Source organism: Corynebacterium pollutisoli, assembly GCF_900177745.1.
Classification (GTDB): domain Bacteria; phylum Actinomycetota; class Actinomycetes; order Mycobacteriales; family Mycobacteriaceae; genus Corynebacterium; species Corynebacterium pollutisoli.
On record NZ_FXAR01000002.1, the window covers coordinates 261746 to 279726 of the forward strand.

General features: G+C 67.2%; 20 protein-coding genes. 5 read left to right on the forward strand and 15 right to left on the reverse strand.

Annotation, left to right across the window (positions count from 1 at the left end; translation table 11 throughout):
• Window position 1: 1 nt before the first annotated feature.
• The 4 genes from B9Y70_RS04600 to B9Y70_RS04615 are packed head-to-tail and all read left to right on the forward strand — an operon-like array spanning window position 2 to window position 3137.
• Window positions 2-1492 carry a CCA tRNA nucleotidyltransferase gene (locus B9Y70_RS04600; protein ID WP_085549073.1) on the forward strand — a complete coding sequence of 497 codons (1491 nt, stop codon included), beginning with the start codon at window positions 2-4 and terminating at the stop codon, window positions 1490-1492.
• Between the two features lie 15 nt (window positions 1493-1507).
• On the forward strand, window positions 1508-2113 hold the full coding sequence (locus tag B9Y70_RS04605; RefSeq protein ID WP_085549074.1) for a YqgE/AlgH family protein: 606 nt from the start codon (window positions 1508-1510) through the stop codon (window positions 2111-2113).
• On the forward strand, window positions 2110-2796 hold the full coding sequence (locus B9Y70_RS04610) for an AzlC family ABC transporter permease (protein WP_240309130.1): 687 nt from the start codon (window positions 2110-2112) through the stop codon (window positions 2794-2796). The genes B9Y70_RS04605 and B9Y70_RS04610 overlap by 4 nt, the downstream gene beginning before the upstream one ends.
• Entirely contained in the window at window positions 2796-3137 is a 342-nt protein-coding gene (locus tag B9Y70_RS04615) for a branched-chain amino acid transporter permease (protein ID WP_085549075.1), read from the forward strand. Before B9Y70_RS04610 ends, B9Y70_RS04615 begins: the two co-directional genes overlap by 1 nt.
• Here the strand turns inward: B9Y70_RS04615 and B9Y70_RS04620 are convergent.
• Both B9Y70_RS04620 and B9Y70_RS04625 read right to left on the reverse strand, forming a co-directional pair.
• A complete protein-coding gene (locus B9Y70_RS04620) occupies window positions 3134-3454 on the reverse strand; it encodes a hypothetical protein (protein WP_085549076.1) in 321 nt (106 codons plus the stop codon). The genes B9Y70_RS04615 and B9Y70_RS04620 overlap by 4 nt on opposite strands.
• A gap of 26 nt (window positions 3455-3480) precedes the next feature.
• On the reverse strand, window positions 3481-4464 hold the full coding sequence (locus tag B9Y70_RS04625; RefSeq protein WP_085549077.1) for a bile acid:sodium symporter family protein: 984 nt from the start codon (window positions 4462-4464) through the stop codon (window positions 3481-3483).
• Window positions 4465-4488: 24 nt separating this feature from the next.
• On the opposite strand from B9Y70_RS04625, the gene B9Y70_RS04630 reads away from it, so the two are divergent.
• Window positions 4489-5562, forward strand: coding sequence for an NADH:flavin oxidoreductase/NADH oxidase (locus B9Y70_RS04630; protein ID WP_085549078.1), 1074 nt, complete (start codon window positions 4489-4491; stop codon window positions 5560-5562).
• Here the strand turns inward: B9Y70_RS04630 and B9Y70_RS04635 are convergent.
• The 13 genes from B9Y70_RS04635 to B9Y70_RS04690 all read right to left on the reverse strand — a co-directional run bounded on the left by B9Y70_RS04635 (window position 5546) and on the right by B9Y70_RS04690 (window position 17894).
• Window positions 5546-5893, reverse strand: coding sequence for a Rieske (2Fe-2S) protein (locus tag B9Y70_RS04635; protein WP_085549079.1), 348 nt, complete (start codon window positions 5891-5893; stop codon window positions 5546-5548). The two genes, B9Y70_RS04630 and B9Y70_RS04635, sit on opposite strands and share 17 nt — an antisense overlap.
• Window positions 5894-6038: 145 nt before the next feature.
• Window positions 6039-6551 (reverse strand): hypothetical protein, encoded by a 513-nt coding sequence (locus tag B9Y70_RS04640; RefSeq protein ID WP_085549080.1) that lies wholly within the window; start codon window positions 6549-6551, stop codon window positions 6039-6041.
• Window positions 6552-6561: 10 nt separating this feature from the next.
• Complete coding sequence (locus B9Y70_RS04645; RefSeq protein ID WP_085549081.1) at window positions 6562-8136, reverse strand: hypothetical protein; 1575 nt, start codon at window positions 8134-8136, stop codon at window positions 6562-6564.
• Complete coding sequence (locus B9Y70_RS04650) at window positions 8133-9011, reverse strand: ABC transporter ATP-binding protein (RefSeq protein ID WP_085549082.1); 879 nt, start codon at window positions 9009-9011, stop codon at window positions 8133-8135. The genes B9Y70_RS04645 and B9Y70_RS04650 overlap by 4 nt, the downstream gene beginning before the upstream one ends.
• A complete protein-coding gene (locus B9Y70_RS04655) occupies window positions 9008-9823 on the reverse strand; it encodes a MerR family transcriptional regulator (protein WP_085549083.1) in 816 nt (271 codons plus the stop codon). The genes B9Y70_RS04650 and B9Y70_RS04655 overlap by 4 nt, the downstream gene beginning before the upstream one ends.
• 40 nt (window positions 9824-9863) lie before the next feature.
• Complete coding sequence (locus B9Y70_RS12620; RefSeq protein ID WP_143337520.1) at window positions 9864-10202, reverse strand: HNH endonuclease signature motif containing protein; 339 nt, start codon at window positions 10200-10202, stop codon at window positions 9864-9866.
• On the reverse strand, window positions 10118-11158 hold the full coding sequence (locus B9Y70_RS04660) for a hypothetical protein (RefSeq protein ID WP_085549084.1): 1041 nt from the start codon (window positions 11156-11158) through the stop codon (window positions 10118-10120). Before B9Y70_RS04660 ends, B9Y70_RS12620 begins: the two co-directional genes overlap by 85 nt.
• A gap of 123 nt (window positions 11159-11281) precedes the next feature.
• Complete coding sequence (gene trpA / locus B9Y70_RS04665; RefSeq protein WP_085549085.1) at window positions 11282-12103, reverse strand: tryptophan synthase subunit alpha; 822 nt, start codon at window positions 12101-12103, stop codon at window positions 11282-11284.
• Window positions 12103-13323, reverse strand: a complete 1221-nt coding sequence (trpB, locus tag B9Y70_RS04670) for a tryptophan synthase subunit beta (protein WP_085549086.1) — start codon at window positions 13321-13323, stop codon at window positions 12103-12105. Before trpB ends, trpA begins: the two co-directional genes overlap by 1 nt.
• Window positions 13320-14744 (reverse strand): bifunctional indole-3-glycerol-phosphate synthase TrpC/phosphoribosylanthranilate isomerase TrpF, encoded by a 1425-nt coding sequence (gene trpCF, locus B9Y70_RS04675; protein WP_085549087.1) that lies wholly within the window; start codon window positions 14742-14744, stop codon window positions 13320-13322. Before trpCF ends, trpB begins: the two co-directional genes overlap by 4 nt.
• Window positions 14731-15759, reverse strand: coding sequence for an anthranilate phosphoribosyltransferase (gene trpD, locus B9Y70_RS04680; protein WP_085549088.1), 1029 nt, complete (start codon window positions 15757-15759; stop codon window positions 14731-14733). Before trpD ends, trpCF begins: the two co-directional genes overlap by 14 nt.
• A gap of 3 nt (window positions 15760-15762) precedes the next feature.
• The gene (locus B9Y70_RS04685; RefSeq protein WP_085549089.1) at window positions 15763-16377 is read right to left on the reverse strand and encodes an anthranilate synthase component II; all 615 of its coding nucleotides are present in this window, start codon (window positions 16375-16377) and stop codon (window positions 15763-15765) included.
• Window positions 16374-17894, reverse strand: a complete 1521-nt coding sequence (locus B9Y70_RS04690; protein WP_085549090.1) for an anthranilate synthase component 1 — start codon at window positions 17892-17894, stop codon at window positions 16374-16376. Before B9Y70_RS04690 ends, B9Y70_RS04685 begins: the two co-directional genes overlap by 4 nt.
• Window positions 17895-17981: the final 87 nt, after the last annotated feature.

Sequence of the window (17981 nt, forward strand, 5' to 3'; positions counted from 1 at the left end):
CATGCCGTGGTCGGTAGACTCGCTGGTTGTGAACGCGGACGACCCCCTGACCCCCCTGGCCCTGCTCGCGCAGGCCGAGCGCACCATCGCCGGTCTGCCCATCGGTGACCTCGTCGCCGAGTTCCAGGCCCGCGGACTCCCCCTCTTCCTCGTCGGCGGTTCGGTCCGCGACGCCATCCTCGGCCGCCTGGGCAACGACCTCGACTTCACCACTCCCGCCCGCCCCGACGTCATCTCCGACATCCTCCGGGGCTGGGCCGGCACCGTGTGGGACACGGGCATCGACTTCGGCACCGTCTCCGCCGCGCACCGCGGCCAGCAGGTGGAGATCACCACCTTCCGCTCCGACACCTACGACGGTGTCTCCCGTAACCCCGAGGTCATGTTCGGGGACACCCTCGAGGGCGATCTCATCCGGCGGGATTTCCGGGTCAACGCCATGGCCGTCGAATTGCTTGTCGACGACGCCGGCGACCTCGTCGCCCGCTTCCACGACCCCGTCGGCGGGCTGGAGGATCTGGCCGCCCGCCGCCTGGACACCCCCGACGCCCCGGAGATCTCCTTCCACGACGATCCCCTCCGCATGCTGCGCGCCGCCCGCTTCGTCTCCCAGCTGGGCTTCGGCGTGGCCGAGCGCGTCAAGGCCGCCATGACCGACATGGCCGGTGAGATCGAGCGCATCACCGCCGAGCGCATCCAGGTGGAGCTGGACAAGCTCATGCTCGGCGACGCTCCGTGGACCGGCATCAACCTGCTGGTCACCACCGGTATCGCCGGCCACGTGTTCCCCGAGATCCCCGCCATGCGCGACATGGCGGACGAGCACAACCAGCACAAGGACGTCTACGCGCACTCCATGCAGGTGCTGCGCCAGGCCATCGACCAGGAGGAGGACGGCCCCGACCTGGTGCTCCGGTGGGCGGCCCTGCTTCACGACTCCGGTAAGCCCGACACCCGGGCCTGGAACGAGGACGGCCGCGTCACCTTCCACCACCACGAGGTCGTCGGCGCGAAGAAGATCCGCCGCCGTATGCGCGCCCTGAAGTACTCCAAGCAGATGGTCGGGGACGTCTCCCAGCTCATCTACCTGCACATGCGCTTCTACGGCTTCGGTGAGGGCCAGTGGACCGACTCCGCCGTGCGTCGCTACGTCACCGACGCCGGGGAGCTCCTCCCCCGCCTCCACAAGCTGGTGCGCGCCGACTCCACCACCCGCAACCAGCGCAAGGCCGCCCGCCTGCAGCGCACCTACGATCACCTCGAGGAGCGCATCGCCGACATCGCCGCCCGGGAGGACCTGGCGCGGGTGCGACCCGACCTCGACGGCAACGAGATCATGGAGATCCTCGGGGTGCCCGCCGGCCCGGTCGTCGGCCGCGCGTGGGCGTTCCTCAAGGAGCTGCGCCTGGAGCGCGGCCCACTCGAGCGCGACGCTGCAATTGCAGAACTGCGTGCGTGGTGGGAAGCTGAACAGTCACAGGGAAAGAGTTAGCAGGAGGTAGTCGCAATGTCAGACTTTTACGCCGACCGTCTCTTCAACGCCCTCGAGCGCAATGAGCCGGAGCCGGGCATGCTGCTCGTCGCCGCCCCCGGGATGCTCTCCGACGAGTTCAACCGGTCCGTCGTGCTCATCATCGAGCACAACGAGCACCTCACCTTCGGCGTGAACCTCGCCTCCCGCAGTGACCTGGCGGTGTTCAACGTCATGCCGGACTGGCTGCCCGCCGTCGCGAAGCCGCAGGCGCTGTACATCGGTGGGCCGCTCAACCAGCAGTCCGTCGTCGGCCTGGCCATGACGAAGGCGGGCGTCGACATGGAGCAGGCGCCGCAGCTCAACCGCCTGGCCAACCGCCTCGCGCACGTCGATCTGCGCGCGGAGCCCGGGGACATCGCCGACCTCGTCGAGGGCATGCGTCTGTTCGCCGGCTACGCCGAGTGGGCCCCGGGGCAGCTCGACGACGAGATCGAGCGCGGCGACTGGTACGTCACCCCGGCGCTGCCCACCGACGTCATCGTCCCCGGCCGCACCGACCTGTGGGGCGATGTCATGCGTCGTCAGCAGGCCCCGCTGCCCCTCTTCTCGACGTTCCCGGCGGACCTGGTGGACAATTGATCGCCGAGATCCGCGCGGGCATCCGGGACTCCTGGGCGGTCGCGCTGGGGCTCATCCCGCTGGGGCTGGCGTTCGGCCTGCTCCTCACGCAGATGGGGTTCGCGTGGTGGTGGGCCCCCATCTTTTCCCTCCTCATTTATGCCGGGTCGATGGAGTTCCTCGCGCTCAATCTGGTGACTGCGGGCGTCGGACCCGTGTCGGCGGCCGTCACCGGCTTCATGGTGAACTTCCGCCACATCTTCTACGGGCTGACCTTCCCGCGTGATCTGGTGCGGGGCGGCGCGGGGCGGGCGTACTCCACCTATGCTCTCACCGACGAGTCCTACGCCATCGCCTCCGCGCGTCGCCCGCGCAGTGGGGTGCAGGTGCTGACGATCCAGGCGTTCTGCCAGTCGATGTGGGTGCTGCCCGGCGTCGTCGGGGCGCTCGTCGGCGAGGTGATCCCGGCGGGGATCCAGGGCATGGAGTTCGCGCTCGTCGCCCTGTTCGTGGTGCTGGCGTGGGAGACGTTCCGGAACAGCCGCGACCTCTCGCTCGTGCTCATCGCGGGCGGCCTGGCCGTGCTGGTCGGGCTGGTGGCGCCGGCGTCGCTGCTCATGATCGCCCTGAGCGCGTATTTCCTGCTCCTGCTCGGGCGCCACCTCTCCCCCGCCCTCGACCGCGCGTTGGAGTGGCGGATCTGATGTACGGACTCCCCGAGGGCGTCACCCTCACCCAGGTCTTCGCGGTGCTCATCCCGATTGGTGTGATCACCGTGCTGCTGCGCTGGCTGCCCTTCGCGTTCGTCACCGCGCTCAAGGGCAACCAGTTCTTCGGGCTGCTCGGGCGGATGATGCCGGTGGGCGTCATGGTCGTGCTGGTCGTCTACACGCTCTTCGGGCAGCAGTCGGCACCCGGCGGGATCCCGGCGGCCCTGGCCGGGGTGGCGGTGACGCTCGGCCTGCACGCGTGGAAGCGGGACTCCGGGTTGTCGATCCTCGGCGGGACCCTGGCCTACATGGGCCTGGTCAACCTCGTGTTCTAGCCGATCTCCGGGAAGGTCGCGACGGCCTCGGCCCACAGCCCCTCGAACTCCTCCGGAGTGAGGTGGGAGTGCTCGATGTCGGGGAAGTCGGCGTAGGTGTCGGGGTGCGGGACCACCGGGTTGGGGGCCTGGGCCATGCCGGCCGCCGTGTCCTGCGTGGCGGCACCGCGGATCGTCTCGGAGGGGTCGAGTTCGATGATGCGGACCATCGCGCAGGTCTGCTCGTCGAGCGGCGCGAGCTCCGCCACATGAATCACGGAACCCGCCCCCGGGACTGTCATCTCGATGCGTACGTGTATTTGTTTCACGTGAAACATCGTAGGGGGCGGGCGTCGAAAAGCAGTCAGGACTGCAGAACCACCGGCTTGCGGGGCGGTGCCTGGCGAGCGTACCGGGCGGCGAGCCAGGAGCACATCATGAGCTGCACCTGGTGGAAGATCATTAGTGGGAGGATGAGCAGACCGATGCTCGCGCCGCCGAAGATGACCGACGCCATCGGCAGGCCCGTCGCCAGCGACTTCTTCGTGCCGCAGAACTGGATGGCCTTCATGTCCTTGTCGTTGAAGCCGAGGCGCTCGGACGTGAAGCGGGTGAGCCACAGCATGACCGCCACCAGCACGATCGAGAAGACGATGAGGAAGATGATCTGGCCCACCGACACCTCCGACCACACGCCGGCGACCATGCCCGCCGAGAACGCCGAGTACACGACCATGGTGATCGAGCCGCGGTCGACGATCTTCGTCGCCTTGTTCGCCGCGAAATCCTTCACCCACTTGCGCAGGATCTGGCCCAGGACGAAGGGCAGGAGCAGGAGGATGGCGATATCGATGAACACCTGCGAATCGACGTGGATCGTGCCGCCGGCGGACATGAGCAGCATGACTAGCAGTGGGGTGAGGAACACACCCGCCAGGTTCGAGGCGCTCGCCGCGACGATCGCACCGGCGTAGTTGCCCTTCGCGATCGACGTGAACGCCACCGAGGACTGCACGGTCGACGGCACGAGCGTCATGAAGAGGATTCCCATGTACATCCCCTCCCCGATGAGGCCGCTGAGCGGGCGGAGCGCCACGCCGATGATCGGGAACACCAGGAACGTGAACACCAGGATGAGCAGGTGCAGCCGCCAGTGCAGGAGACCCTTCACCGCCTCCTGCGTGGAGAGTCGGGCACCGTAGAGGAAGAAGAGGAATGCGATCGCGATGTTGGTCGCCGTGGCGAACCACTCCGCGAAGTCACCGCGCGCCGGCAGCACGATCGCCACCACCACCGCGGCAATGATCAGGAGTATGAGCGGGTCAGTCCGCTTGAGAAGGGACAACATGCCCTGAAGTCTACGATAGGGCCCATGAACTCACTCTTCACGCCCATCCGGCTGCGCGACCTGGAGATCCGCAACCGGGTCTGGATGCCGCCCATGTGCCAGTACCACGCCACCGACGGCCTGCCCGAGGACTGGCACTTCGTCCACTACGGGGCCCGCGCGGCCGGTGGCTACGGGCTCATCATCGCGGAGGCGACCGGCATCGTCCCCGAGGGCCGTATCTCCCCCGCGTGCACCGGCCTGTGGAACGACGAGCAGGAGGCCGCCTGGTCCCGCATCGTGTCCTTTGTCCACTCCCAGGGCGCGAAGATGGGCATCCAGCTCAATCACGCGGGAAGGAAGGCGTCGACGATCCCGTGGCTGCCCGGGCGTGGTGACGGCTCCGTGCGTGAGGGCGGCTGGGAGGCGGTCGGACCCTCCGCCGTGGCGCAGGAGGGTATCGATCCGCCGCGCGAGATGACTCTCGAGGAGATCCAGGCGCTCCCGGGTCAGTTCGCGGCGGCTGCCTCCCGCGCTGTGCGCGCCGACTTCGACACCGTGGAACTCCACGGCGCCCACGGCTACCTGCTGCACCAGTTCCTCACTCCCCTGGCCAACCACCGCACCGACGAGTGGGGCGGCTCCTTCGAGAACCGCACCCGCCTCTTCCGGGCGGTGGCGCGCGCCGTCCGGGGCGTCCTGCCCGCGGGCATGCCGCTGCTCGTCCGCCTGTCCGCCACTGACTGGATCGACGGTGCGTGGGATCTCGAACAGTCCGTCGCCCTCGCCTCCCTGCTTATCGACGACGGGGTCGACCTCATCGACGTCTCCACGGGAGGCGCGGCGAATGCGCGCATCCCCGTCGGCCCGGGTTTCCAGGTGGAGTTCGCCTCCGAGATCCGGCGCCGTTCCGGGATGCCGACGGCAGCGGTCGGGATGATCACCGAACCGGAGCAGGCATTGGCCATCGTCGAGTCCGGTGACGCCGACGCGGTGCTCATCGGTCGTGCCGGGCTCCGGGACCCCTCGTGGGCTCTGCGCGCCGCCCATGAGACGGGGCTCGATCGTTCCGAGATTCCATACCCCGACTCCTACTGGCGGGCTAGCTGGAGACGCTGAGGGTGTCGCCCTCCTGCTCCACCGTTGCCGGAGTGAGCGGGTCGCGGGCGACACCGGAGACGACGGAGCCGTCCGCGATGTTGAACACGGAGTCGTGGTAGGTGCAGCGGACGGTGTCGCCCTTCACCTCCGTGATGGGGTTGCGCTGGTGCGGGCACGTCTGCGAGTATGCGACGTAGGTACCCTCCGTGGGCTGTGCAATGATGAAGCCATCAAAGATGGTGGCGCTGCCGACGGGGACGTCAGCGGCCGCGACCTCCACCGCGGGCTCGCTGCCACACGCGGCCAGGAATGCGCCGGCGAACGTGGTGGCGGTGCCGAGCAGGAACATACGACGGTTACACGAGAACTCAGACATACATTCAGTATGGCAAAAATTGGGGGCATCCATCATTGATTCGACGGAATGTCGGCAAACATCACAGTGGGTGTGACTTTGCGGTGACGTAATGGGGGTATATCGCTGGCGGGCGTGGTTACGTCACTGTGACGCTAAATTCGGTGAGCAGTGCGCGCCACTCCTCCTTCACGCGATCGCGATCCTCCATCGTCGGGAGCTTGTCGATCTTCGCGCTCAAACGGGTCTTGCCCTTCGCATCCGACACGTCGACGGACACCTGGGAACCGTCCGCCAGGTCCGCTCGCCAGTAGCGCCACTTCTCGGTGGCGGTGATACGCGGGGCGTCGGCAAGCTGCCTGCTCTCCATGAAGGCGACGAACTCCTCGAAAACGTCCGTCCACTCCCCCGGGACGGTCTTGGTGACGCTCGCGTTGATCGACCCCGTCACCGTCTGGCCGACCTGGCGGCGTCCGATCATGCGCTCGATCTCGACGGCGATACCCTGCGACCACCAGTCGGATGCTCCCCCGCGGGAGGCGAGCTTCACCAGCTCCTGATGGCTGAGCTCATGCGGGTTCCCGTGCTCCCGCATGAACTCCATCCAGCCGGTGATGTCTCGGCCGGTCGCCTTCTCGAACTTGTCGCTCATGCCTCTGAGACTAGTGGATCTCCCGGCGTTGCGACCCCCACCAACCGAGGCCGATGAGGGCGATCGCTGCGGCTGCCATGAGCAGGTGCGGCGTCCAGGAACCGCCGTTGGGGGTGACGACGTACTCGAAAGGCGAGAGGTCGATCAGCCACTGCGGCGCGCTGCGTACCGGCCCGAAGAGCGTGAGAATGGCCGCTCCGACGACCGGTGCCCAGGCGACGTGGGTGAAACGGGGCACTATTCCGACTATCGCGACGGCGACGCCGGTGAGCAACAGGGCCGGCGCGAGCTGGGACCAGGTGCTCGGCACCAGGGTGTCGTAGTCCGCCGCCTCGGTCGTCTCCTGGGACCACAGGCCGAGGGCACCTCCTCCCAGGGCGCCGACGGTGGCCAGAACCAGGCCGGCAACGCTGAGAATGCTGGCTGCCCCTAGGGGAACCCAACGCTGAAGGCCCGTGGAGCGCTGCAGATCCACCGTCCGGTCCACTTCCCCACTGCGGTAGGTCACCACGACCTGCACACCCATCGTCGCGATGAGGATACCCGTGAGTTTGAGGATGTATCCGATGAACTCCGTCTTCATGTCCCCGTCGCCGAAGATGTCCTTGAAGATCTGTCCGATGTTCGCCTCCGCCTCCATCCACTCACTGAGGGACCCGGTGAGCGCGATGAAGAAGGCGGTGAGACCGGCGATCACGATGGCCCAGGTGAGGATGGTGGAGCGGTTGAGCACCGTGGAGAGATGCAGCGGGCCACGGATACGGCGGGTTCGGGTGGGGATCAAGGACGGAACGGCGACCAGGGCCGACCCGTACTCTCGCTGCCTCTCCGCGAAGAGAACGACTCCTGCCGCGAGGACGCAGATTCCGGCTATCATGCCGATCGCCATCCAGTCGTTCTGCACGTAGGGGTGGACCACGGTCTTCCATCCCAGGGGTGAGACCCAGTTGAGCCACCCGAAGTCCTCGGAGTCGGCCACAGATCTCACCACGAATGCTCCCGCGATGGTCATGAGCCCGGTCCGGGTGAGGGCCGCGGGGTCACGGACCAGTAGGAGGACCAGTTGGGCCAATAGTGCGGATCCGAGCATGGTCAGGGCGATGACAGACCCCGAGGCGAGGGCACCCCCGACGGGCATCTCGTCCACGTACAGCCCGGACAGAGCGAGGACCGCGGTACTACCCGCACCCATGATGGCTGCCACGATCGCGGTGGTGACCACTGCGGCGGCTGCCGGTGCCATGCGGTTGATGCCGGTCGACAACTGCAGCTCTGTGAGCCCGAGCGTCTCGGATCTTCGGTGCAGCCCGACGATGAGCAGCACCGCCATGACAGAGCCGAGGATGATCATCATGCTGCCCGCCTCCCACATGACGATCTGCCCGAGCGTCGCCGGCGACTCGACCGGACCCCACATGGCCGTCATGCCTGCGTTGCGCTGCATCCCGAGGACGAAGGCCTCGCGGTCGTCGGCCGTTGGGTAGTAGTTTTCGTAGGCGGGGGGAAAGACGGCCAGGAACGCCCACAGGGCCAGGCACCAGATGATGATGAAGGAACGGCGTAGCCGAAGGTTGAGAGCGATCATCGAGCGTCTCCGTAGTGCTGGAGGAACATCTCCTCGATGCTGGCGGGCGCAGACGTGATGTCCTCTCCCCCGGCCTCGAGAAGGCGGCGGAGGACATCCGGAACCTGCTCCCGGCTCACTGTCACGTGGAACCTGCCGTCGTCAAGCGTCGATCCCTCGATCTCCCGCAACCCGGATGTTTCACGTGAAACACGCGCGGTGATCTCGTGGGCGGAGAGATGGCGTAGCTTTTCGACGCTCCCTGTCTCCGCCGTCTGCCCGTCACGAATGATGGTGACGTACTCGCAGAGCTTCTCCACCTCACTCATGATGTGGCTGGACAGCAGAACCGTGGCGCCCCTCGCTTGCTCCTTGCGGATCTGTTCGACGAACACCTGCTCCATGAGGGGGTCGAGGCCGGCGGTCGGTTCGTCGAGAATGATTGCCTCCGCCCCGACTGAGAGGGCAGCCACCAGGCTGACTTTCCGACGGTTGCCGGTCGAGTACTCTCGGGTCTTCTTGTCGGGATCCAGCTTGAAGGCCTCGATGAGCTCCGCCTCGCGTTCCCGGTCCACGGGAAATCCGCGGAGAGATTCCAGCGCACGGAAGACTTCCCGGCCTGTCAGGGAAGGCCACAGGGATACGTCTCCCGGAATGTAGCCGATGCGTTTCAACACGGCGGGGTTGCGGCGGGGATCCTCCCCGAGCACGGTGGCGGTGCCCGATGTCGCGTGAAGGACGCCCAGCAGGATGCGGATGGTCGTGGACTTCCCGGACCCGTTCGGGCCGAGGAAGCCGTGGATGGTGCCCTGCTCAACCCTGAGGTTGAAGTTGTCGAGTGCGCGGAAGTCGCCGAACGTTTTCGTCAGGTCCCGCACGTCGATGACGGTGGTCATGATGCCACTCCCCTGGTTTCACGTGAAACATTGTTCTCGAAAAGCTCGACCGCCTGCTCGAGGAAGAGGCGGATGAACTCTTTCTGGTTGGGATGTTGGTAAGCGCTCGTCAGCAGCGTCACGACGCCGGGCGCCATGAGCACGGGGCGGACGACTCCCCGCCAGTCCCGCTGGTGGATCCCCCAGTCCGGGCCGAAGACCGAATGGAGCCGTGTCATGTGGTGGTCGAACTCGACACGTGCCTCTTCCGGATCCATGTGCGGGAGACGAGCGAAGAGGTGGTAGATGTCCACGGTCGCATCGATACGTTCAGGCGTGATGTCCCTGAGCCAGTCATCCACCAGTCGGCTGGCGAACGGGATCCGGAGGGCCACCTCCATCGCCTGCCTCTCCTTCTCGAAGTACGGCAGTGCCTCCGCGTTGAGGCGGGGACTGACTTGCCCGTAGAACGACGCGAGCCTCTCGGGAACGGTGTACGGCAGGGGAACATCGTCAGTGACCCGTTGCTCCCGGAGTTCGAGCAGGCGGGCCTTCTGCCGGTGGAGTTCGGCAATCTGCTCGTCGATGGCATCCTCGGCCAGGCGTATCTCGTCCTCGAGGCTCAGATCCGGATCATGGACCAGTTCCCGTATGGTGGCCAGGCTCAGCCCTGATTCCGTCAAGTGACGAATACGTACCAGGCGCACTGCATGGTCGAGGGTGTAGTTTCTGACTCCGGAATTGTCGGGCACGTCAAGTAGCCCCTCGTGGTGATAGTGGCGTATCGCCCGTGGGGTGGTTCCGACCAGGTCGGCGAGCTCTTTGATTCTCATGCCCCCAGCATGCACCGTGACGTAGCGTCACTGTCAAGGATCAGAATGGGGGTGGGTCATCCTCGGGCGGCGGTGGTGGATTCGACCGCAGTTCCTCTTCCCGCTTCATCTGGGACTCCGCACGTTTTCGTGCCCTAAGTTTACTCACCCGCTGCCCCACCGACTGCACCCAGTGGCGTTCCTTCGGCATGAGAGGACCTTTCGCTTCCACGAGCACCCAGGTTCCGTCCTCGTAGAGGAAGTACTTGTCCCTGGTGTGGGGATCGGTGAGGTAGAACACGCGCCCATCCGTCTTCACGTTGTGGTGTGTGGGGCACTTGGAGCTGAGGTTGGAGGCGGTGGTGGGGCCGCCGTCCTCGTAGTCGATGCGGTGGTCCATCTGCGTGCGGTCCTCGTGCGAGTCGCAGTAGGGATCCGAACAGGTACCGTCCCAGCCGACGACCACCGACCGGATGTCATCCGGGTCTCGTACGTGCCCGCCTCTTTGTCGTAGAGCTCGTCCATGTCGCGGACGGTCGAGGCCCGGGAGGCGAGGTCCTCAGCCTGAGCAGCGGGGATGTAGCCGATACCCGGGATCCACCCCGGCGCTCCGTCGACGTCGTGCGCCCGGTAGATGTTGAGGAGGATGTCCGTCGTCCCCTCCCCCGCGATGAGCTGCTGGAAAGCCTCGACCTCGGTGATCTTGTGCTGTTTGGCGTACTTGCGCACCCGGTTCTCGATCTTCTTGGCTTCGACAGGATCGAGCCGAACGTTGATGTAGGCATCCCCCTCCCGGTACGCGACCTCGAAGCTGCCCTCCTCGTCCCTGGGGGCCGTGTCATCCGTCGAGACAGTGTCGTCCAACGACTGGATAATGGAGTTGAGCTTCTTGCGGATGTCATTGGCACTGGGAAGCAGCTGATTGGCGCGGGTCGGTGTGAGGTACTCGCTCAGTTCCGTGTCGATCACCCCGAGGTCCTCCTTGTCGGAGACATCGGCCTTCGACATCACTGCGTCGATGGCCTTGAGGCGCTCCAGGTCGAGGTGGAACATGCTCTCCTGGAGCGCCTTGAGCTTCGGCATTTCATTGATCCGCACATGCGCGTAGAGGGCTGTGCTCAGATACCCCTCTCCCCTGCCCATGAGGCGCTTGAGGTTCGCGATGACGAGCTGATAGTCCTCCTCGAGGTCAGGGAGCATCGACTGCCACAGCTCATAATCGGCTTCACGGATCCGGCGGCCAGCGATGGATTCGCGTTCGAAGGGGGAACTGACGGCATAGTACTTCTTCGGCCCGAGCAACCTCGCCAGTTCGCGCTCGACCATGGAGCCCAGATTGAACTCGATCGTGTCCATGCCTCCCCCTTTCCCCTGCTCCCCAACCCGAAACTCTGTTCGTATCCCACCATAGAACAACCATTCGACAAAAACAACCCCCTCCGAACAGTTCAGTCCGGAGGGGGCGTCGAGAAGCGGGGTCTAGCGGGTCGCCGCCTTCATGGCGGAGACGAACTCGCCGAGCTCGGCCTTGAGGCCGGGCATGTCGGTGACGGAGTTACCCTCGATGTACTTGTCCATGATCTTGGTGATCGCGGAACCGGAGATCGCACCGGAGGCACCGGCGGCGATGGCGTCGGCAACATGCTGCGGGGAGGAGATGCCGAAGCCGAGCAGGATCGGGGCCCCGCCGAAACGCTTGACGTTCTCCACGACCTCGGCCAGGCCGGTGACGGAGGACTCGCGCTCGGTGCCCGTGACGCCGTCGCGGGAGATGGCGTAGATGTACCCGCGGGAATGCGCCGCAACGCCCTCCAGCGTGGATTCAGCGGCCTGAGCAGGGGCGATGAAGATGGGGTCGACACCCGCGCGCTCGGCGGCGGCGATGAAGGGGGCACCCTCGCGGACGGGGACGTCGGGAAGCAGGATGGAGTCGGCGCCGGCCTCGCCGAACTCCCGGTAGAAGTGGTCCAGGCCGCGGGTGAAGGGGACGTTGCCGTAGATGAGCATGCCGATCGGCAGGTCGGGGAACTCGGCGCGGATGGTGCGGACCTGCTCGAGGGCGTCGTTGACGGTCACTCCCCCCTCGAGCGCGCGGATGTGGGACTTCTGGATGGTCGGGCCGTCGGCGACCGGATCAGAGAAGGGGACGCCGATCTCGAGGGCGTCGGCACCCGCGGCGACAACGGTGCGGACGATCTCCAGGGCGTCGGCCGGCGAGGGGTCCCCGAGCATGAGGAAGGGCACGAACGCGCCTTCGCCGCGGGACTCCAGCGCCTCGAACAGTGCTTCGTAGCGGCTCATCAGTTCAGCTCCTGGTTCTTGTCGAGGACGAGCTCGGGGTTCTCCTCGAGGGTGCGGCGGACGTGCGCGACGTCCTTGTCACCGCGACCGGACAGGGAGACGAGGATGGTCATCGGCTCGGTGGCCGTTTTCGCACGCTTGAGGGCGTAGGCCATGGCGTGCGAGGACTCGAGGGCCGGGATGATGCCCTCGTACAGCGAGAGCAGCTGGAAGGCCTCGAGGGCCTCCGCGTCGGTGATGCCGACGTAGGTCGCGCGGCCGGTCTGGTGCAGGTGCGCGTGCTGTGGGCCGACACCCGGGTAGTCGAGGCCGGCGGAGATGGAGTAGGACTCCTCCACCTGGCCGTCGGCGTTGCGCATGAGGTAGCTGCGCGCTCCGTGGAGGATGCCGATGGACCCGTTGTTGATCGTGGCGCCGTGCTTGCCGGAGTCGACGCCCAGGCCGCCCGGCTCAGCGCCGACGAGCTCCACACCCTCCTCGTCGATGAAGTCGGCGAACATGCCGATCGCGTTGGAGCCGCCGCCGACGCAGGCGACGACGAGGTCCGGCAGGCCGCCGGTGCGCTCGATCATCTGGGCCTTCGCCTCGGTGGAGATGACGCGGTGGAACTCGCGGACGATCGTCGGGAACGGGTGCGGTCCGGCGGCGGTGCCCAGCAGGTAGTGGGACTCGTGGAAGGTGGCGGTCCAGTCGCGCAGCGCCTCGTTGACGGCGTCCTTGAGGGTGCCGGAGCCGGTGTCGACGGGGATGACCTCCGCACCCATGAGCTTCATGCGGAACACGTTGGGCTGCTGGCGCTCGACGTCCTTGGCGCCCATGTACACGACGCACTCGAGGCCCAGGAGGGAGCAGGCGAGGGCCGTGGCGGTGCCGTGCTGGCCCGCGCCGGTCTCGGCGATGATGCGGGTCTTGCCCATCCGCTTCGCCAGCAGAGCCTGGCCGATGACCTGGTTGGTCTTGTGCGCGCCGCCGTGGACGAGGTCCTCGCGCTTGAGGAAAATCCGCGCCGGGCCCTCGAGCGGCAGGTTGGAGCATTCGGTCAGCGGGGTCGGGCGGCCGAGGTAGTCACGCAGGTAGGTGGCCAGTTCCTCACGGAAGGAGGGGTCGTTCTGCGCGTCGACGAAGGCCTTCTCCAGCTGGTCGAGCGCGGGGATGAGGGACTCGGGGACGAACTGTCCGCCGAACTCGCCGAAATAGGCCGGCAGGAGTGTGTTGGTCATGAGCGGTCCTGATGGTGGTAGGTGCGGATGGTGGCGAAGGCGCGTCGGAGCGCGCCGGAGTCCTTGCGGCCGGGCTGGCCGGGGTACTCCACGCCGGAGTTGAGGTCGAGTCCGAGGCAGTCGACGGCGAGGGCGTCGGCGATGTTCGCCGGGTTGAGCCCGCCGGCCAGCAGGGACTTCTGCTTGACGACGTCGGGGATCCCCGACCAGTCGAAGCTGGTTCCGGTGCCGCCGTCCCCGGCGTCGAGAACGAGCTTGTCGACGTCCTCGAGGAGGGCCGTGGCCAGCTCTCCCCCGTCCTGGAGTCCGGTCATGGAGACGGCGCGCCACACCTCGACGGTGTCGGGCAGTTCGGCGCGGGCAGCGGCGATGAGCGCGCGCTCGGCCTCCACGGAGCCCTGGTAGGGGGCGTGGATCTGGACGGCGGCGAGGGCGTCGACAAGCAGCTCGCGGAAACCGGAGGTGCGACGAGACACGGCGACGTACTGCAGGCCCGGTTCGGCGGCGATGATCTCCGCGGCGGTTTCACGTGAAACATTGCGCGGGGACGCCTCCTCGAAGATGAGGCCTCCGTAGACGGCGCCGGCGGCGGCTGCGGCCTGCGCGGCGGTGGCGGACGTCAGACCGCACACCTTGTTCGGGCCGTAGACCAGTTTGCGCGCGGCGCGGTCGATGTCCGGCTGCGAGGTGAGCTGGGAACCGACGAGGAAGCCGTTGGAGTGCCCGCCGAGGCGACGCACGGTGGCGGCGTCGCGGATGCCGGACTCGGAGACCACGACGGCGTCGTCAGGCACCAGCGCCGCGAGGCGGGCGGAACGGTCCAGGTCAATGGACAGATCGTGCAGGTTGCGGTGGTTGACGCCGATGATCTTCGCCCCCAGACGCAGGGCGCGCTCGGTCTCCTCCTCGTCGATGACCTCGGTGAGGATGTCCAGGCCGTAGCCCTCGGCGACGGCGGCCAGCGCGGCGTACTCCTCGTCGGAGAGGACGGAGAGCATGAGCAGGATGGCGTCGGCACCGAAGTAGCGGGCGGCGTGGATCTGGACCTCGTCGATGATGAAGTCCTTGCACAGCACCGGCAGGTGCGTCGTCGAGGCGACGGTGGCCAGGTGGTCGTAGTCACCGCCGAAGCGGTCGGGCTCGCACAGCACGGAGATGCCGGAGGCGTACTTGGAGTACACACGGGCGATGGCGGCGGGCTCGTAGTGCTCGCGGATCATGCCGAGCGACGGCGACGCCGACTTGCACTCCATGATGAAGCGGTTGCCGCCGCGCTGCCGTAGGCCCTCGTAGAGCGAGCGGGTGGACGGCGTGAGCGTGGAGAGGTCGACGTGGGCGATGCGCTCGCGGATCTCCGGCAGGTGACCGCGGCGACCCTCGACGATGCTCTCCAGGACGGTGGGCAGCTTAGACACTGTAATCAGTCCCCTCGTGAGTGGTGATCCAGTCCTGGACTGTACCGTCCTCCAGGAGGCGCAGGGCCAGCTCGGTGCCCTCGCGCAGGCTGTCCGCGCGGGAGTTGAGGTAGAACATGGCGCCGGCGTTGACGGCCACGGCGTTGCGGTGTGCGGCCGGGCCGGTGCCGTCGAAGATGGCGCGCATGTGCTGCGCGTTCTCGACGCCGTCGCCGCCGACGAGGTCCTCCAGGGAGCACTTCTCGACGCCGAGGTCCTCCGGCGTCACCTCGTACTGCTCGATGGTGCCGTCCTCCTTGAGCTCCCACACGGTGGTGGTGCCGTGGACGGCGATCTCGTCGGTGCCGGCGCCGTGGACCACGAGGGCGCGGGATCGGCCCAGCTCACGGAACACTTCGGCCAACATCTGACCTTGCCCAGGATTGGCTACACCCATGATCTGGAACTCCGGACGAACCGGGGAGAGCAGCGGGCCGAGCACATTGAACAGCGTGGGGATCCGCAGGGCCTTACGCACCGGCTGCGCGTGGGCGATCGCCGGGTTGTACGCCGGGGCGAAGAGGAAGGTGAAGTTGGACGCCTCGAACTGGCGCACCGCGCGGTCCGGGTCGAGGTCGAGCGGGATGTTGAGGGCCTCGAGCACGTCCGCGGAGCCGGACTTGGAGGACACGGAACGGTTGCCGTGCTTGACCACCTTGAGGCCACCGGCGGCCGCCAGCAGGGAGGCGCCGGTGGTGATGTTGATGGTGTTGGCACCGTCGCCACCCGTGCCGGCGGTGTCGAGCACACCCTCGCCGGTGACCGGGAAGGGGCGGCCGGCGTTGAGGAAGGCCTTGGCGGCACCGGCGATGTCCTCGAAGGTCTCGCCGCGGGTGCGGATGGTGGCCAGCAGCGCGGCGATGTGGACGTCGTCGTACTCACCGATGGTCATCGGGGTGAAGACCTCCACGGCCTCCTCCACGGTGGGGGCCGGGTTGTCCAGGAAGCGCAGCAGAGTCTGGAGGGTGTCGGGATTGGTCATCGGCTAATTCCTTTCGGTGAGCAGCTGCTCCACGCAGCGGTTGAGGATGATGGGACCGGAGGGACTGAGCACGCTCTCGGGGTGGAACTGCAGGCCCAGCGCCCGGTCCATGGCGGCGGCCATGATGACGTCGCCGATCTGCGTCTCCGTCGTCGCCAGCGTCGTCACTCCCGGCGGCGCGGTGACGCAGCCGAGCGAGTGGTAGCGGGCGACGGGGACGAGGCGGCCGACCTCGCCGGGGATCTCGGCGTCGACGGCTAGGCCCGCGAATACGGGGTGCACGTCCCCCACGAGGGTCATCGGCACGGACACGCCGTGCACCGGGCCGCAGGGCTCGACGGTGCCGCCGTGGTGCTCGATGAGCGCCTGGAAGCCGAGGCAGATGCCCAGCAGAGGCACGTCGCCGAGCACGCGCTCGATGAGCTCCATCATGTGGCCGGCGTCGGCCGGGTAGCCGGGGCCGGGCGAGAGGCAGATGAGGTCGGGGTCGGCCGCCAGGATCTCGTCGACGGGGACGGTGTTGCGGAAGACGGTGCACTCGTGGCCGGCCTCGGCGAAGGCGTCGACGAGGTTGTAGACGAAGCTGTCGTGGTTGTCGACAAGCACGATGTGTGTCATCGGATGACCTCCAGGGTGGAATCCGCGGCGAGCGCGATGGCGTTGAGCACGGCGTAGGCCTTGTGCAGGGTCTCGTCGGCCTCGGACTGCGGGTTGGAGTCGCGCACGACACCGGCGCCGGCCTGCACCAGCGCCACCCCGTCCTGTACGAAGGCGGAGCGGATGACGATGCAGTTGTCCATGGTGCCGTCGCCCTTGAGGTAGCCCACGGCCCCGCCGTAGGACCCGCGGCGCTGCTTCTCGACGCCCCGCAGCAGCTCCATCGCCCGGATCTTCGGCGCCCCGGACAGGGTGCCCATGTTCATGCACGCCCGGTAGGCGTCGAGGGCGTCGAGCGAGGGGTCGAGGGTGGCGGTCACCCGGGAGACGAGGTGCATGACGCGGGAGTAGCGGTCGACCTGCAGCAGGTCGGCGACGCGCCGGGTGGCGGGCACGGCGACGCGGGCGAGGTCGTTGCGGGCCAGATCGACGAGCATGGTGTGCTCGGCGATCTCCTTGGCGTCGGTACGCAGCTCCAGCTCCATGCGGATGTCGAGCTCGTCGTTGACGGAACCGTCCGGGTTCATGCCGCGCGGGCGGGTGCCGGCGATGGGGTACAGCTGCACCTCGCGGGTGGCGGGGTCAAACTTGAGGTTCGACTCCGGGGACGCGCCGAAGAGCTCGAAGGGACGCCCGTTGGTGCCGATGCCCCGCTGGTAGAACATGTACGGGCTGGGGTTCGTCTCGCGCAGCTGGCGGTAGGCGGCGAATGCGTCCGGGCAGGGCGCGGTGAAGGTGCGCGCCGGGACGACCTGGTAGATGTCGCCGTTGTGGATGTTGCCCTTGAGCTTCTCGACGTGGGCGCGGAACGTCGCGTCGTCGATGTCCGCCTCCACCTGCAGGACGTCCTCGGGGTGGTGCTCGGGCTCGAAGGCGGGGACGGCGGCGTCGATGAGGGCGGCAAGCTCGTCGATACGCGGGGTGAGGTCGCCGGCGAAGGAGACGCCCGTGAGCTGGGCCGTCTGCTCCTCGTGGTTGATGTTGAGCACGATCTCGGCGAGCTCGAACTGGTAGTCCGGGTAGGTGTTCGGCCCCTCCCCCACCGCGGGCAGATCCTCGAAGGTCTCCAGGAAGTCGAAGGCGATGCCGCCGGCCAGCATCGGCAGGGTGTCGGTGCTGTACCCGGCGTTGCGGGTGAGCGCGCGCAGCGGCTCCACCGGGCTGACTGCGGTGAGGCGCTCGCGCTCGTCGACGGCCCCGGTCCGCGGGAACGTGAACGTGTCGCGGCCGTACCCGGCCAACTGCCCGTTGAGCTTCTCGACGATCACCTGACCGGATTCCGACAACGCCTCCGCGGTGACGGTGTGGCCGGTGCAGGTCAGGCGCACGGAGGAGGCCAGCACGGCGAGGGAGGAGATACCGGACTTGGTGGTGATGTCCGCGGACTCCAGCAGCAGGGAGCCACCCAGGTGGGCGAACAGTCCGGAGGCGTCCGCGTGATAGCGGACATCCCGGGTGTGGATGGTCGGAGAGCTCATACGGGCCTTTCGGTTGTGCGCCGCTGGCTCGACCAAGAGAAAAGGCCCGCGGCGCTTCGGGAGGGAAGCAGGCGGGCCGGGAGATAC

Coding starts and splice junctions, on each gene's coding strand:
- trpA (WP_085549085.1), bottom strand. CDS start 12,103: ATGAGCCGCTACGAAGCACTGTTCGAGGCGCTGGAGTCCCGCGGCGAA.
- trpB (WP_085549086.1), bottom strand. CDS start 13,323: ATGACCAACACACTCCTGCCGGCCTATTTCGGCGAGTTCGGCGGACAG.
- B9Y70_RS04600 (WP_085549073.1), top strand. CDS start 2: ATGCCGTGGTCGGTAGACTCGCTGGTTGTGAACGCGGACGACCCCCTG.
- B9Y70_RS04635 (WP_085549079.1), bottom strand. CDS start 5,893: ATGTTCCTGCTCGGCACCGCCACCACGTTCGCCGGCGCATTCCTGGCC.
- B9Y70_RS04640 (WP_085549080.1), bottom strand. CDS start 6,551: ATGAGCGACAAGTTCGAGAAGGCGACCGGCCGAGACATCACCGGCTGG.
- B9Y70_RS04650 (WP_085549082.1), bottom strand. CDS start 9,011: ATGACCACCGTCATCGACGTGCGGGACCTGACGAAAACGTTCGGCGAC.
- B9Y70_RS04660 (WP_085549084.1), bottom strand. CDS start 11,158: ATGGACACGATCGAGTTCAATCTGGGCTCCATGGTCGAGCGCGAACTG.
- B9Y70_RS04685 (WP_085549089.1), bottom strand. CDS start 16,377: ATGACACACATCGTGCTTGTCGACAACCACGACAGCTTCGTCTACAAC.
- B9Y70_RS04655 (WP_085549083.1), bottom strand. CDS start 9,823: ATGAGAATCAAAGAGCTCGCCGACCTGGTCGGAACCACCCCACGGGCG.
- B9Y70_RS04630 (WP_085549078.1), top strand. CDS start 4,489: ATGAACTCACTCTTCACGCCCATCCGGCTGCGCGACCTGGAGATCCGC.
- B9Y70_RS12620 (WP_143337520.1), bottom strand. CDS start 10,202: ATGGACCACCGCATCGACTACGAGGACGGCGGCCCCACCACCGCCTCC.
- B9Y70_RS04615 (WP_085549075.1), top strand. CDS start 2,796: ATGTACGGACTCCCCGAGGGCGTCACCCTCACCCAGGTCTTCGCGGTG.
- B9Y70_RS04690 (WP_085549090.1), bottom strand. CDS start 17,894: ATGAGCTCTCCGACCATCCACACCCGGGATGTCCGCTATCACGCGGAC.
- B9Y70_RS04605 (WP_085549074.1), top strand. CDS start 1,508: ATGTCAGACTTTTACGCCGACCGTCTCTTCAACGCCCTCGAGCGCAAT.
- B9Y70_RS04620 (WP_085549076.1), bottom strand. CDS start 3,454: ATGTTTCACGTGAAACAAATACACGTACGCATCGAGATGACAGTCCCG.
- B9Y70_RS04625 (WP_085549077.1), bottom strand. CDS start 4,464: ATGTTGTCCCTTCTCAAGCGGACTGACCCGCTCATACTCCTGATCATT.
- B9Y70_RS04645 (WP_085549081.1), bottom strand. CDS start 8,136: ATGATCGCTCTCAACCTTCGGCTACGCCGTTCCTTCATCATCATCTGG.
- trpD (WP_085549088.1), bottom strand. CDS start 15,759: ATGACCAATCCCGACACCCTCCAGACTCTGCTGCGCTTCCTGGACAAC.